Origin of the sequence: Alteromonas sp. M12, assembly GCF_037478005.1 — a bacterium.
In the GTDB taxonomy this organism is placed as follows: Bacteria; Pseudomonadota; Gammaproteobacteria; order Enterobacterales; family Alteromonadaceae; genus Aliiglaciecola; species Aliiglaciecola lipolytica_A.
Genome location: NZ_CP144164.1, coordinates 4,122,598 through 4,137,173, shown reverse-complemented (window position 1 = coordinate 4,137,173; position 14,576 = coordinate 4,122,598). Strand labels below are relative to the sequence as shown.

Genomic DNA, 14,576 nt, shown 5'->3' with positions numbered 1-14,576 from the left:
GGATTCACCATGCCACGTTCTCTCAAGAAAGGTCCATTTATTGACCTGCACTTGCTGAAGAAGGTAGAGGCTGCAGTGGAAAAGGGCGAAAAGAAACCAATTAAGACTTGGTCTCGTCGCTCCATGATCATCCCAGATATGATTGGGTTGACCATTGCGGTCCATAACGGTCGCCAGCACGTACCTGTTTTCGTCTCTGACGAAATGGTTGGCCATAAGTTGGGCGAATTTGCTCCAACGCGTACTTACCGCGGCCATGTCGCGGATAAGAAAGCGAAGAGATAAGAGGAAAAATTATGGAAGCTTTAGCTAAACATCGTTTTGCCCGTTCTTCGGCTCAAAAAGCACGCTTGGTTGCAGATCAAATTCGCGGTTTACACGTTGAAAAGGCGCTTGAAGTTCTGACTTATAGTCCGAAGAAAAGTGCTGCTCTAGTCAAAAAAGTACTAGAGTCTGCGATTGCGAACGCTGAACACAATGAAGGCGCAGACATCGATGAGTTGACTGTCGCAAAAATCTTCGTTGATGAAGGCCCAACTATGAAGCGTATCAAGCCAAGAGCCAAAGGCCGAGCTGATCGTATCTTTAAACGCAGCAGTCATATCACTGTTGTAGTAGCGGACTAGGAGATTAGAAATGGGACAGAAGGTACATCCTACAGGTATACGCCTGGGTATCAGCAAACCATGGACGTCTACTTGGTACGCTAACACAGCGGAATATGCAGACAACCTGTTTAATGATCACCAGGTACGTAAATACCTGACTAAAGAATTGAAAAACGCGTCTCTTTCAAAAATCGTTATCGAGCGCCCAGCAAAAAGCATACGTGTGACTATTCACACAGCTCGCCCTGGTGTTGTAATCGGTAAGAAAGGCGAAGATGTAGAGAAGCTTCGCAAATTTGTATCTAAGCTAGCCGGTGTGCCAGCTCAGATCAATATTGCTGAAGTGCGTAAACCTGAACTAGATGGCCAGCTTGTTGCTGACAGTATTTCTAGCCAATTAGAACGTCGCGTAATGTTCCGTCGTGCTATGAAGCGTGCTGTACAGAATGCAATGCGTCTTGGCGCTAAAGGTATCAAGGTTGAAGTAAGCGGTCGTTTGGGCGGAGCAGAAATTGCACGTTCAGAATGGTATCGTGAAGGTCGTGTACCACTACACACTTTCCGTGCTGATATCGACTATGCAACTTCAGAAGCTTTGACTACTTACGGCATCATTGGCGTAAAAGTTTGGATCTTCAAAGGTGAAGTACTAGGCGGATTGCCTCTTACGCAAGAGCAACCTGCTCAAGCACCTAAGAAGAAAGGCCGTTCTGCTAAGCGTGAGGGCTAATAATTATGTTACAACCTAAACGTATGAAATTCCGCAAAATGCATAAAGGTCGCAACCGCGGCATGGCAGTTGCGGGCGGCAAAGTTAGCTTTGGTACTTACGGATTGAAATCAATTGGCCGTGGTCGTATGACTGCTCGTCAAATTGAAGCAGCCCGTCGTGCTATGACTCGTCACGTTAAACGTCAAGGTAAAATTTGGATACGAGTTTTCCCTGACAAGCCAATTACTGAGAAGCCTCTAGAAGTGCGTCAAGGTAAAGGTAAAGGTAACGTTGAGTACTGGGTATGCCAAATTCAACCGGGCCGTGTGTTATATGAGATGGAAGGTGTTCCAGAATCATTGGCTCGCGAAGCGTTTGAATTGGCAGCGGCTAAATTGCCATTTAAAACAACCTTTGTAACTCGGACGGTGATGTAATGAAAGCTGAACTGAAAGCCAAAAACGTAGAAGAATTGAACGCAGAGTTGTTAAACCTTCTTCGCGAACAGTTTAACCTACGTATGCAGCACAGCACTGGACAGTTGGAAAAGACTGACCAGCTACGTAAAGTGCGTCGTAACATTGCGCGTGTTAAAACCATTCTGACTGAAAAGGCTGATAGCTAATGACTGAACAACAAATTCGTACAGTTCGCGGTCGTGTGGTAAGCAACAAGATGGATAAAACCATTACTGTTGTTGTTGAACGTTTCGTAAAACACCCTATTTATGGGAAGTTCCAAAAGCGTTCGACTAAACTTCACGCCCATGACGAAACTAACCAGTGTAACGAAGGTGACGTAGTAACTATTACTGAATGTCGTCCTTTGTCAAAGTCTAAAAACTGGACTTTGGTTGACGTAGTGACTAAAGCTACTGCTATTTAAGTAGAGCTTTACGTAAAATTAGAAAGCCGCTCATTGAGCGGCTTTTTTGTTTTCGGCTTATATTAAAAAATGATCATCAAACTGCCTATCATTAAAATAAGTGTAAACTTGGACAAGACTATGGCTATACTGTGGAGGTCTTAAATTTAAAATAATTATATGATTAAAGCTGTTCGAATAATTGTGATGCTTATTGTCGCCACATCGCCTTTGCGCGTCATGGCAGACACCTTTGTATCCCACTGCCGGGATTTTCCGCCGGAATTATATTTTGATGGTAAAAAGTGTATAGGTGTTATTCCTGAGCTAGTTGAAGACGTTCTCAACGAGTTAGGTCACGATATAGATTGGATTTATGCACCGTGGATACGATCAATGAAAGAGGCCAAACGCGGTAATGTTGATTTGTTAGTTCGACATTCTATGACCGAGCAGCGTCTGGCTGTTTTAAAGCCGATTAATTACGGGATTAGAAAAAGAACTCTGTCTTTTTTTAAATCCAATGAATTTAAAGGTGATATAACCTCCTACGAAGATTTACAACACGTCAAATTGGGCGCGATTCGTGGTGTTTTTTACTCAGCCGAATTTTCTAAACTTAACCAAGATAAGCTGATATTGGTCGGCAGGACTGAGCAATTAATCGGCATGTTAGAGATGGCAAGAATTGATGTTGTAGTAACTTCACCGTCACACAATATCGATTTATTTGAAGGCCGTTTCGAAAAGGTGTCCTTTGAAGATTCTTTTTTAAATTATTATTACATTAGTATTCCTAGAAATTCTAAAGCAATCCGCTTTTATGATGATATAGCCCGAGTTATGCTTAAGTACCGAAAGACAGGTCAAGTTAATCGGTATTTTCAGAAATATGGGGTATCTGTACCCGAACAAATTTTTTCTGAAAAAGAGGATAAACCATACTAAAATTTCATTCTGAACATCGCATAGTTTTACAATGTTCGTACACTATTATCACTATCTTCAGGAGTTGTCTGCTCGCAACAAATATTTAATCTTGGTTTTGCTGTAGATTGTGTAAGGGATAAAATCGAAACACGAATATTATGGGTACTATCTATATCCATGGCTTCCATTTTGGGCGAGATAGGAAGTTCGATAAAAGTTTGCTTCAGAGCTTCTAATCTATATAGTCCTACTAAATTCTGTGATTAAATTAAAGTTAGCGTTTTTGTCGTTCGAGGTTTTAGAAGTGCTAAAGTGTTTCAGTAAAATATTGCTTGTTGGCAGTTTAATCTTTTGGGGGACGCTTAACGCCAGCCCAAATTCAGTTCAAAAAAATGGCGCAAGCAAAATTCTATTTGCGATAAATGATCCAGGTTCACCACCGTATTTATATTTTGATGATGAAAATCGCCGATACCAAGGAATCATTGTAGACTTTTTCAACAGTTTTACAGAAGAAAACAGATTTGATGTACAGTTTTTAGATTCTAGTAGAGCCAGAAACGAATACTTGGTTTTAAATGGAAAAGCTGATCTTTTTCTATCAAGTCCAGTGTGGTTAGATAATCCTGACGAAGTCCTATATAGCGATGATTTGATACTTCACAAAACTTTTTTGTATTCTGTGAATCAATTTAGTCAGCCATTCTCATTGTCTACCTTACCTAAATCATTAATTTGTGCACGCAGGGGATATATATATCCATCCTTAACTCAGTTATTCAAGGATAAAAAACTTATAAGGGTAGATTCAAGTTCACAAATAGCTATCGCCAATATGCTAGTGAAAGGCCGTTGTGATTATGCTGTTATGAATGAGTACAATGCCAACGCTGTACTCAACCAGAAGCAATTTTGTGATACTACTTTTTATCAATCACCTAATTCTATTCATGAAGCTCCGTTAGCCTTCGTGATAAATAAACAACGAAGCGATATTATTTCCAACTTGAATCAGCAATGGCGTATTTTTCAAAATTCCGGTCAGTTGAGTGATTCGATTCGCTTTCACGGTGGAGCTACTGAATTAGCATCTAAAACAAGCTGTTAGCATCTATGGGCAATTACTTTGTTAGACTAGACTACGCCATTGATTTTCTACCAAATAAAACTTGATACTCCAATAAGACAGAATAATATTGCAGCTGCTATGTGGACAGCCTTCACAGGCAGTCTTTGCATTAGTTTCTTACCTAAAAATATAACCGGCACATTGGCAATTAACATTCCTAAGGTTGTCCCTGCAGTAACCAGCCATATAGATTGATACTGCGCACCTAACAACACGGTTGCTACTTGTGTTTTATCACCAATTTCGGCAATAAAAAACAAAATAAAGGTCGCGATAAATGCCCCATATTTATCAAACTGATTTGTTGTTTCTTCGTCTTTATCGGGGATTAACAGCCACAGACCGACGGCGATAAAACTAGCCCCAATAATCCAATTTGCGATGTCAGAAGACAAAAAGTTGCCGATGTATAAGCCAAACCAGGCGGATATACCGTGATTGATCAAAGTGGCTATAATTATTCCAGCTACGAGCGCGCTTTTATTTCGAAATTTAATTGTTAGGAGTAATGCAAGTAGCTGGGTTTTATCGCCTATTTCGGCAAGGGAAACGGTTAAAGTTGAAGTGAAAAAAGCTTCCATAAATGATTCTCTGCGGGGTAAAAAAAGGTACAAAGCCATTCGCCCGCTGTTCGAATCGCATTGCACCTCAGGTCTTGCCGATATCCTAGTGGATACAAATCTACCATATGCCGTTTTCGCACAATTATGTTGACAGATTTACTCAATGAATTGAGCAGGCTACTCCCCCGAAGCGATAATTGAATTTTAATTTGTTACACATAAATTGCAATGGCTTTTTTATTTTGTTTGAAATTCCTAATTGCTGTAGTTTGCACTTCTTTTTATGCTTAAAAAATATTCTAATTACTTGTTTTTAATCTTTATTTATTTTATCGTTTCAGCCTACTTTCAATAAATTACTCTACTGAATCTGCCTTTCAAAAATGGAAAAAAGAAAGGAAAAGAGCAAGGAAAAGAACTTTGTTAAAACAACGTGGTTTTACACTCATAGAACTCATCATTGTCATTGTGATATTAGGGATTTTAGCGGTTACCGCTTTGCCACGTTATATCAACTTGTCTGACGACGCGAATCTTGCCGTTATGAAAGGTGAGACGGCGGCGTTTAAGTCTTCTGTTGATTTGGTCCGCAATACTTACTTGGTAAGGAAAACGAGTCCGATAGTTGTGCACGGCTCAACTGTTGAAATTGATAGCACCTCCGAATGGCCTACTGGCACCGGTGTCGGAACGGCTCTGTGTATTAGTTTGTGGGATAGTTTGATGGAAGATGCAGCAACCATGAACGCAATTAGTAACAGCAGCCCTCAAGTCACTGGGTGGAGTGCGATTGGATTAAGCAATCTGTGTATTTATGGGAAAAAATACAACGACAGTACCTTTGCGTCTGGTGATCTTCCGCACTTTGCATATTTTATTAATGATGTAGCTGGTATAACTTTATTGGGTCAGACATATGCCGGCTCAGCAGGTGAAATTCAAAAAGTTAATATGTAGACCAGATACTCACTCTGGTGCGCCTAAGCGCAATCAGTATTAAGACGATTTAGCCGACACTGCCGCAATAACGCCTTGCCTATAATTATCGGTTTTTCTATGATTATCTCGAATTAATGCCTTTACAGTAACAAACAAGTTTAGCATTCACACATCCAAGCTTTAGGATATCTACACGCTTTTCATAAGGGCAATAATGTTCTCAAAAGCCACTTTGATTGTACTTTCTTAACCTAAATTAGTATTTATGTGTTGCTTATTTTGCTCGAATAAACAACTATTTAAGTATCTGTTTTTTTTAAGCATATAGTGGGCAGTTACCATTTATGACGTTGCGCTCAATTAATATTCCACCTCTACTGGCAATAATGCTTATGTTCTGTAGTTTTTTAGTCAGAGCTGAAACTGCGTTTTTCTTTCAACATGCAGATAATCAAACTCCTTTTTCACAAATACACGCCACTTTAGTAAATCGTATTGCTGATTCTGCAACCGTTGAAGAGCAGGTGAAAAACAATTTCTCTTTGGCATCGTTGTTATTGCAATTTGATCGGGTTGAGTTACTAACCGAAGTGTTAGATGAGTTGGCTGAGCTGGGTGTAGGCCAATCCAATGGTGTGAATTCACTCAAGTGGCAGATATTTAGGGGGTATAGTTACTTTTCATTAAGTCAATATGTTGCTGCAGATACCTCTTTTAACCAAGCGAAAGACATTCTGGATATTTTAAACATCGCAAATAAACAACAACCTGAGTTGATTTATCTTACTGCCGTATTGACCATGTACAGCGGTATCAATGACGGGTATTTGCAACGTTACACTAAGGCTACTGAATCACTGTCTGAGGTGAACCATATTGCCAACGCTAATAATTGGTCGATACTTTCTGGGCTATCTCTGTACTACAGTGGCGATGTAAATTACGAGCTGAAAAATTACGAACAAGCTGAAGTTTTTTATCGATTATCTAAACAAATGTTTGCCGAACATGACACCATATTTAGGGCCATCTCATTAATGAGTGAAGGGCAAATGATCAATATTGTAGGCGACCGAAAACAGGCATTCTTTTTATTGGATAATGCAATTCAGGTATTTGTCAAAATGGAAGATATTTCTTCTTTGGCGTATGCCTACCTACTTAAATCGTATTTTCACAGTAAAGATGGTAATGATACCGAAGCCTTGAGGTGGATTGGCGAATCTGTGACTTTACGGGAAGAATTGAACAACCCAGTCACTATCGCTAACTCTTACGTGCATTACAGTTCAATTTTAAACGCTAATGGCTTTCTTGACCGAGCTTTAAGTTACGCTGAAAAAGCTGCGTTAATGGCTGCCGAAACCGATGATTTAGCAGGCCAATGGGATGCATTTAATCAATATGCAAGAATACTAAACGAAAAAGGCGAATTTCAGAAAGCCTACGATTATATGTATAAGTCGGAACGTGCTCTTTTGGCCAAAGCTCGATTAGATATTACAAGTCAAACCGCAAGATTAAACAGTGAATTTAATTTGGCACAACAACAACTGGAAAATCAGTTTTTAGACGAAAAGAATGAATTGTTACAAACCCAGTTAGAACAGCAAACGCAATTGCAAAAAAGACAGCAATGGATAGTCCTTGGTTTAGTGGTTTTTACCGTTATTGTGATGTTATTTCTTGCGATAATATACCAGCTTTATCGCAAAAATAAACGCCTAGCCATATTGGATAATCTGACTGGATTACGCAATCGCAGGAGTATCTTGGAATCCGGGGAGCAGGCCTTTGCTATTAGTAAACGTTACAAACAGAACTTATGTGTACTGATGCTCGACGTGGATAATTTCAAATTAGTAAATGACAATTACGGACACGCTGAAGGAGATAAAGTGCTGAAGTTCGTTGCTTCAATTTGCAAAGAGGCATTACGGGCTTCCGACTATGTAGGGCGAATTGGTGGTGAAGAGTTTCTATTCGTTTTACCAAATAGCAGTGAAAAAGAAGGCAATCAATTAGCCAAACGTCTTTTCCAGAATATTCAAGAGCACATCTCACAAGCGGGTTTAAAAGTGGGCGAGGTTACTTTTAGTCTTGGTTTGGCGGCAAACTTAGAGCAGTGCAATGACTTTCTTGAGCTCGCCAGCTTAGCTGACGCAGCACTTTATGAAGCCAAAGCCAAAGGTAAGAATCAGGTGCAAACATACACAGATGAGATGCAGTTTAAACACAAAGTAGAACCTACGGGCTAATTTGACTGTTACTTGCTTGATGGAATAACTGATTCAAAATGCGGCCTGAGTTAACCAGATTGTCTGGCCTACTAGGCAGTCAGAATCCCAACATTTTGCACACGTCAGAAACAAAATACCGTCTTTGTCCACTTCAAAATAAATATTAAGTCGACAAGACGGTAAGTATGATAATGATGCACAGTTAGCCTACAAGTTTACAATCAAGTAGGTTGCGAACTACTATCTTAGAGTTGCTCTAAGCATCCACGCGGTCTTTTCATGTACACGCATTCTATCTGATACCAATGCTGCAGAAGATTCGTCATCTGCATCTTGAGCTACTTTAAGGGCCTCTCTACAAGTTTTAACCACTTGCTCATGACCCTGCAACAGAATTTTAACCATTTCTTCTGACGCGGGGACGCCATCGACTTCTTTAATTGCGCTCAGTTTTGCAAACTCTTTATAGGTCCCTGGTGCAACCATACCCAAAGTCCGGATCCGTTCTGCTATATCATCAACAGCAACCGCTAACTCAGTATAATGTTCTTCAAACATCAAATGTAACTCTCTGAATTGAGGACCCGTCACATTCCAGTGAAAATTATGGGTTTGGAGATACAAGGTATAGCTATCTGCCAGTAACTTTTTCAAACCTTCAGCGATTTGATTACGATCTGTTTCATTAATACCAATGTCAATTTTCATAATTTCTCCTTGTTATCTAAGAATCTGCTAATCAGTATAGTCGTTTAGAAAATTTTGTATAATTAGTTTTATCGATTGAGTTTATCGCTTCACTATATCAATCTCTCAATATATAAACGTTTAATGTCAGAAAAAGTTCAACCGTCAAATTTATTATTATTAATCAATTGGTTGGTTAACAAAGCTAGCTGTAGCTCAACTCGTTTAACTTCTCTGAGTACAGACAATCGATTTAATTCCATGAACAACCATAAGCGCATAGCTGCGAAGATGATAAAAGCCACAAGTGTTCCAAGCAGCCAGTGTAATTTAATTCCAATATTTTGTTCATTGAATAGATTGAACCCGAAATAAATCGCCAATCCTATGAATATAACTTGCAGGGAAATAATCGCGATGGCCGTAAATTTGAATGTCCCTTTAAAGCTTCGACCAATAAGTTGCAATGTATTTGCTTCTTGTTCAGATACCTTTTCAGCATTGCTTTGTTGTTGCATGGCCGCTAAAATTTTTTGATTAATATCACTCATTTTAATGTCCTTTATTGCTTAGTTTAAGTTTTTGTCGAATCCCATGCAGCCTCGATTTCAATGTACCTACCGGGAGTCCGACAATATGGCTAATCTCGGTTAGCGTAAACTCTTCAAAATAGTGTAAGTACACTAACTGGTATGCGTTGTTATCTAGATTAGAAAGATCAACTTCTGGTGTGTTGTCTAGCAACTCAACTTTCTCGATTTCAAGGTATTGACTTGCTTCAAGTGCACGGGCTTTGTGACGCTCTTTTTGTAAATGTTTGATGGAATCAGCGCACTTGTTTTGTAGTATTTTAAAAATCCATTTAGGAAAAGCCGCAGGATCTTCAATTTTTTTAATATTCCTGCACATATCAAGCAACGCGTTTTGGATTGCATCATTTGCTAAGTGTTCGTCTTCCAGAAGTCTTGACGCATAACCAATTAATTTGGGATACCAGACTCGAAGCAACTGTTCGAGTGCTTTTTCATCGCCCATTTGAGCGTTTATGACTAACCACTCAGTTAAAACTGTTTCACTATTTCTTTTCATACTTTATAGGTCTGTCAATAAGCTCCAGCGGTTCAGTATTTCTTTAATCTTTCGTGATTCGCCCGTGATACTTTTGTGATAAATCATTCGTAATCTGACAATTGCTAGTAGTTATCCCTCATTGCTTGGCGATTAGTAGTGAATTTATTAATGCCAATGTTTCTATCTCTAACATTAATAAGACAAACGAAAGGGATGTAAGCCACGGGAACGCTTTAAATATTGTTTCAAAAGCGTGTTTACTTAGAATATTGGAAGACCATAATTATGAAAACATTAAACAAAGGAATTATCACTACTGCTTTGGGGGCATGCCTAAGCCTCTCAGCCAATGCTACAACTATTCAGGTGCAGGTTAGCAGTTTATTTGACGATGGAGGTTTAGCTATGACGCCAGTCTGGTTAGGCTTTCATGACGGTATGTACGATGCTTTTGACGCAGGCTCTGTGGCGTCTTCGTCATTACAAAGTTTAGCGGAAAATGGCATGACTGCGGGGATTGAAGCGGATTTTGCAATGAGTAACCCAATGGGAGTTCAAAGTGTGTTAGCCGCTCCCACTGGTGCGGCACCCGTGTTTGAGCCGGGTGAAACGGCAACTAGCGGATTGTTAGAAATAGAAGCGATGAGCAGTGGTTATTTCAGCTTTTTATCCATGCTTATTCCCACAAACGATGCGTTCATTGGCAATGACAACCCAATGTCATATTCACTATTCAATGACGATGGTAACTTTGTAGGATTGGACATCTTAGTGCTAGGTTCATCAGTCTACGATTCTGGTACTGAATTAAACCGAGGATTTGGTGCGCCTTTCTTGCAAGGAGCTGAGGCCGAAGCACGTCAAAACGAAAATGGGGTGATCACCTTTCACAACGGGCTTGAAGTCTTACCCGGAGGATTAGCTATCATCGGTGGAACTACTGCCAGTGGTTATACCCTAGACCAAGCTGCTGCCGATTTTACAGCATCTGGTTTTGAAGTGGCACGCATCACCGTATCACAAGTTCCGGAGCCTGCAACGCTTGGCTTTTTTGCTATCGGATTATTGGGTTTGATGGCTCGGATTAAACGTAAATTAGCTGACTAATATTATCTGCTGCTGCGCACTTGGGTGGCAGCTTTTCGTATATCCTGAATCCAAAATTATTTTTCAACTTATAAGTTGGCGTTAGCGGTTTACGCGAGGCTCAGCACTGCTCTATCCTTTTTATTTGCTAAATCCCATCAACACCTTGTTACATCTTGAATTTGCAGGTCACCAGTGAGGCATCACAATAGTATCCACATGCAAATTTTATGGGGAAATTTGATGGATACCATTTCGGCAATAGTTGTCGAAGATAAAGCCGTGATAGATAGATGCTTGACGCCTCGTTTAACGGCATTCGAAAACATTAACATATTAGCCCATTGTGATAATCAAAAGTGTGGCTATAGCTATATTCTTGAGTACCAGCCTGATGTCGTGTTTGTTGATATCGAAATGCTTGGCGCAAATGGTATTGAACTGCTAGATAAGCTCAATGGAGCAATAGTACCATTACCTAAAATTGTTTTTGTCGCAGCATCTAGCGAGTTTGCGATGCAAGCGTTTGAATACAAGGTGTTTGATTATTTATTAAAACCCATCTCCAATTGCCGTCTCAAGGCTTGTTTAGATAGGCTAGGAAATGCATTGTTAGAGAATCAAGCGTTGCTTGCGCAAACTAAACTTAATCAATTGTTGTGTAGTAAAACCGGTAAGTCGTTGGATGGTTTTATGCAATGCCTAGAACATTCGAAGCAAGCTACACTAACGGATTTGCAACAAACTATTTCAATTAAAAGCGGCACTCAATGGTTACGGATCAAGCTAGAAAACATTTTGTGGATTGAAGCCGCTGGTGATTATATGTGTATCCATACCCTTGATGAGACCCATATAGTGCGTAAAACACTTCGTCAATTTGAAGCCGAATTGGATAAAAGGTGTTTTCCAAGGATCAATCGGTCAAGCATTATAAATCTGAACCAGATTACACATCTAACCCCTAATTCAAATGGCGAATATATGGCCAGATTAGTCTCTGGCGTTGAGCTCAAAGTAAGTCGTAAATACAAGCTTAAACTGAGTGCACTAAATTTAAATTGATTTAGCGACAAATTTATCGGAATTATAGCAACTGCTATTAACAGGAAGGGGAGGTGAATTAACCGCGTATTATGTCGTAAACGTCAAATAGGCTAACATTCCACTTTGCTAGCTGAATTGCGACTGTTTTAGGATGGCAGAGGCTAATGAATTTGCGTAATATTGCTTTCAACACTGTCATTCTGGCCTAGTAGATTACAATAGTTCAATGGCTAGAGCTTGAAGTAAACTGAAATTGATAAGGGTTCTATGCCAAACCATCTGTCTATACGGTCGTACAGTACTAAGCCCACTAATCATAGCCACACATTCAATCAGTTGGTTTTGCCTCTGAGGGGCGTTATCAATATTAAAGTAGGTAACTTTAACGGCAAGGTAGCGCCGGGTGAGTGTGTCGTTGTGAAAGCCAATGAATCTCATCTTTTTACGGCAAATACTGAAGCTAGGTTTGTAGTCGCTGATATGCAAGTTCTGCCAAAAAACCTGGAACTGTCTGAACAGGTTGTTTTTACAATTAATTCAAGTCTTATCAGTTATTTAGGATTTATCGAGAATCAACTTGAATACCAGCTAAACCCGTCTCTTGAGCAAGCGATGTACGAAACTTTCTTTCTTATATTGAGTGAACAAGCTTTACTACCAAAAGTGGATAGACGAATTGGCGCTACTATTGCCTACATAGAACAGAATATTGCCAACAAACTACAAATTAAACACTTGGCTAAAATTGCATGTTTGAGTGAAACACAACTTAAAAAATTGTTTAAGCAGCAGACTGGTACTACTGTAATGAAATATGTCACCACCTTAAGGATGGAAAAAGCTCAGGCATTGCTGCGCCATACGGATTATCCTTTGCAGCTAGTTGGAGAAAGGGTCGGATTTAGTGATCTTTCGAGCTTTAGCCGAAAGTTTTCAAGCTATTTTGGTCTTCCTCCAACAAAATTTAAACATTAAATTTAGTCTGCTTCGTCAAAGAAAGTGTCTTATTTGTCAAATTTTTTGAATTTTAAAGGCGTATAGTTTTACTACCATTAAATACACATTCTCACATTTTGTTATGTCTCAGCAATTCCACGTTTTTAAAAGTATTTTTGCAATAGTTATTGCTAGCTTTCTTTGGGGTACCACTGGGGTAGCAGCAAGCTATGCGCCAGATATTAGCTCATTGGCGATAGGGGCTTTTTCGATGGGTATCGGCGGCGTGCTTTTGGTGTTTTCTGCCCGTTCCAAGTTACGCGCTGATTTTAGATTAATGCTCGCGTATCCCCATTTCGTGTTGTTCGGAGGCGCGTGTGTCGCGATCTACCCGTTAGCCTTTTATACCTCGATGCGATTTTCTGGTGTTGCTATTGGTACTGTCATTTCTATTGCTAGTGCACCTTTTTTTGCTGCATTGTATGAACGGGTTATTAGTAAAAAGAATATTTCTGTTCAGTGGATTGTGAGTTTTGTTATCGGCGTTATTGGAATTGTCCTGTTAGTGATTGGCAAAACTGACGGTTTAGTCACATCAACTCACCAAACCTTACAATATGTGGGGATTATTTTGGGTTTATTGGCAGGGCTAACCTATGCTGGCTATTCTTGGGCAGCTAAACATTTGATTGAAAAAGGTATTGATTCACAATCTTCGATGGCAGGGTTATTTGGCTTGGCTGCATTGTTGTTACTACCGTCTTTATGGTTTACCGGTGCTAATTTATTTTCTACCGTTACAAATACCTCGGTTGCTTTGTACATGGCCTTTTTTCCGATGTTTCTAGGGTATTTATTGTTTGGATTTGGCTTGAAACTTGTTGATGCTAGTCGCGCCACGTTAATAACGCTAATCGAGCCCTTGGTTGCTACTTTTTTAGCGGTTATCATTGTGGGAGAAGATTTTAAGTTGATTGGTTGGTTTGGTATGGGGCTGATTTCGCTGTGCCTAGCATTACAAACGGTGAAGTTTAAACTTCAGCCTCAGATGGACTCGGTGGTAATATCGAAAACTTAACATGCAGATGGTAATGTTTTCCCCATAGTGACTTCATGGTCACTATGGGAATATTTGTTCTGGTTTATTTTCCTTCATTCTCTACACTTGGTTGTTTGCGCATAGATTGGGCTATTTTTTCGCCACTTCTACCGACAACATAACCGCCTACACCTACGGTTAACAGCGTAAACAGTTCCTCTGGCAGTTCTAACATTGCCACTTTGTCGGTAAACAGATTGAGGTAAGGAAACAGAATGTAGTTATTCGCTACAATAAAAATAATCACCATCATTAAGACCGGCCGCCAATTTCTCTGTATCCAACTTTTGCCTTGAGCTTCGGCGACAATGACGGCTTGCTGAGCTTGAAGTACTTTAGTTTCATACTCTAAAACTTTGTGCTCCAACTCAATCATCTTAAGTTGTACACCAGCCCTAATTTCATCGAGTTGTTTTTTAAGTACTAAGCGTTCTTCATCTGAAGTGTGCACATTATCAATCAAATCTGCAGCTGGCTTAAAAATACCGCCAATAAATTCCATAATTCCAATAGCCATAATGACTCCTTTCTTTAGTTAGGGTGAAATTTACCGGTTATTTACTGCGACTGTTTGCCACTGTTTACAATGGCGATTGTCTTAACCTGTCCTAATATGTTTAACATTTTTTCAGATTAATTGCTGTATTTTTAAACAACTTTTGATT

At 39.6% G+C, this 14,576-nt stretch carries 19 protein-coding genes; 14 read left to right on the top strand and 5 right to left on the bottom strand.

The features are described from left to right. The first annotated feature begins 9 nt into the window (after window positions 1–9). The 8 genes from rpsS to VUI23_RS17645 all read left to right on the top strand — a co-directional run bounded on the left by rpsS (window position 10) and on the right by VUI23_RS17645 (window position 4,222). Window positions 10–285: a 30S ribosomal protein S19 gene (rpsS, locus tag VUI23_RS17680; RefSeq protein ID WP_014107406.1), complete on the top strand. Its 276-nt coding sequence runs from the start codon at window positions 10–12 to the stop codon at window positions 283–285. 11 nt (window positions 286–296) lie between these two features. After that, the gene (gene rplV, locus VUI23_RS17675) at window positions 297–626 is read left to right on the top strand and encodes a 50S ribosomal protein L22 (RefSeq protein ID WP_008845781.1); all 330 of its coding nucleotides are present in this window, start codon (window positions 297–299) and stop codon (window positions 624–626) included. 10 nt (window positions 627–636) lie between these two features. Further along, window positions 637–1,338: a 30S ribosomal protein S3 gene (rpsC, locus tag VUI23_RS17670; RefSeq protein WP_216048884.1), complete on the top strand. Its 702-nt coding sequence runs from the start codon at window positions 637–639 to the stop codon at window positions 1,336–1,338. A 5-nt stretch (window positions 1,339–1,343) separates the two neighbouring features. Continuing rightward, entirely contained in the window at window positions 1,344–1,757 is a 414-nt protein-coding gene (rplP, locus tag VUI23_RS17665; protein WP_216048883.1) for a 50S ribosomal protein L16, read from the top strand. Then, entirely contained in the window at window positions 1,757–1,945 is a 189-nt protein-coding gene (rpmC, locus tag VUI23_RS17660) for a 50S ribosomal protein L29 (protein WP_216048882.1), read from the top strand. Before rplP ends, rpmC begins: the two co-directional genes overlap by 1 nt. Beyond that, entirely contained in the window at window positions 1,945–2,205 is a 261-nt protein-coding gene (gene rpsQ / locus VUI23_RS17655; RefSeq protein ID WP_216048881.1) for a 30S ribosomal protein S17, read from the top strand. The genes rpmC and rpsQ overlap by 1 nt, the downstream gene beginning before the upstream one ends. 159 nt (window positions 2,206–2,364) lie before the next feature. Beyond that, window positions 2,365–3,132 carry a transporter substrate-binding domain-containing protein gene (locus VUI23_RS17650; protein WP_342805217.1) on the top strand — a complete coding sequence of 256 codons (768 nt, stop codon included), beginning with the start codon at window positions 2,365–2,367 and terminating at the stop codon, window positions 3,130–3,132. Window positions 3,133–3,418: 286 nt separating this feature from the next. After that, the gene (locus VUI23_RS17645) at window positions 3,419–4,222 is read left to right on the top strand and encodes a transporter substrate-binding domain-containing protein (RefSeq protein WP_342805215.1); all 804 of its coding nucleotides are present in this window, start codon (window positions 3,419–3,421) and stop codon (window positions 4,220–4,222) included. A gap of 47 nt (window positions 4,223–4,269) precedes the next feature. Here VUI23_RS17645 and VUI23_RS17640 read toward each other — a convergent pair whose 3' ends face one another. Next, a complete protein-coding gene (locus VUI23_RS17640) occupies window positions 4,270–4,824 on the bottom strand; it encodes a TMEM165/GDT1 family protein (protein WP_216048878.1) in 555 nt (184 codons plus the stop codon). Window positions 4,825–5,226: 402 nt separating this feature from the next. On the opposite strand from VUI23_RS17640, the gene VUI23_RS17635 reads away from it, so the two are divergent. Together VUI23_RS17635 and VUI23_RS17630 are read left to right on the top strand one after the other, a co-directional pair. After that, on the top strand, window positions 5,227–5,763 hold the full coding sequence (locus VUI23_RS17635; protein WP_342805214.1) for a prepilin-type N-terminal cleavage/methylation domain-containing protein: 537 nt from the start codon (window positions 5,227–5,229) through the stop codon (window positions 5,761–5,763). A gap of 326 nt (window positions 5,764–6,089) precedes the next feature. Continuing rightward, window positions 6,090–8,003, top strand: a complete 1,914-nt coding sequence (locus VUI23_RS17630) for a GGDEF domain-containing protein (RefSeq protein WP_342805212.1) — start codon at window positions 6,090–6,092, stop codon at window positions 8,001–8,003. Between the two features lie 222 nt (window positions 8,004–8,225). On the opposite strand, the gene VUI23_RS17625 is transcribed toward VUI23_RS17630, so the two are convergent. The 3 genes from VUI23_RS17625 to VUI23_RS17615 all read right to left on the bottom strand — a co-directional run bounded on the left by VUI23_RS17625 (window position 8,226) and on the right by VUI23_RS17615 (window position 9,761). Then, a complete protein-coding gene (locus VUI23_RS17625) occupies window positions 8,226–8,696 on the bottom strand; it encodes a Dps family protein (RefSeq protein ID WP_303471664.1) in 471 nt (156 codons plus the stop codon). Window positions 8,697–8,830: 134 nt separating this feature from the next. Next, entirely contained in the window at window positions 8,831–9,223 is a 393-nt protein-coding gene (locus tag VUI23_RS17620; protein WP_342805210.1) for a DUF6768 family protein, read from the bottom strand. A gap of 1 nt (window position 9,224) precedes the next feature. Next, window positions 9,225–9,761, bottom strand: coding sequence for an RNA polymerase sigma factor (locus VUI23_RS17615; RefSeq protein WP_342805208.1), 537 nt, complete (start codon window positions 9,759–9,761; stop codon window positions 9,225–9,227). Between the two features lie 267 nt (window positions 9,762–10,028). Here VUI23_RS17615 and VUI23_RS17610 point away from each other — a divergent pair, with 267 nt between their 5' ends. From VUI23_RS17610 to VUI23_RS17595, 4 genes are all read left to right on the top strand, one after another. Then, window positions 10,029–10,850: a spondin domain-containing protein gene (locus VUI23_RS17610; protein ID WP_342805206.1), complete on the top strand. Its 822-nt coding sequence runs from the start codon at window positions 10,029–10,031 to the stop codon at window positions 10,848–10,850. A 222-nt stretch (window positions 10,851–11,072) separates the two neighbouring features. Beyond that, window positions 11,073–11,894, top strand: coding sequence for a LytTR family DNA-binding domain-containing protein (locus VUI23_RS17605; RefSeq protein WP_342805204.1), 822 nt, complete (start codon window positions 11,073–11,075; stop codon window positions 11,892–11,894). 399 nt (window positions 11,895–12,293) lie between these two features. After that, complete coding sequence (locus VUI23_RS17600) at window positions 12,294–12,851, top strand: AraC family transcriptional regulator (protein WP_342805202.1); 558 nt, start codon at window positions 12,294–12,296, stop codon at window positions 12,849–12,851. 103 nt (window positions 12,852–12,954) lie between these two features. Further along, window positions 12,955–13,890, top strand: a complete 936-nt coding sequence (locus VUI23_RS17595) for an EamA family transporter (RefSeq protein WP_303471015.1) — start codon at window positions 12,955–12,957, stop codon at window positions 13,888–13,890. A 64-nt stretch (window positions 13,891–13,954) separates the two neighbouring features. Here VUI23_RS17595 and VUI23_RS17590 read toward each other — a convergent pair whose 3' ends face one another. Further along, a complete protein-coding gene (locus tag VUI23_RS17590) occupies window positions 13,955–14,428 on the bottom strand; it encodes a 3TM-type holin (RefSeq protein WP_216048868.1) in 474 nt (157 codons plus the stop codon). Window positions 14,429–14,576 lie beyond the last annotated feature (148 nt).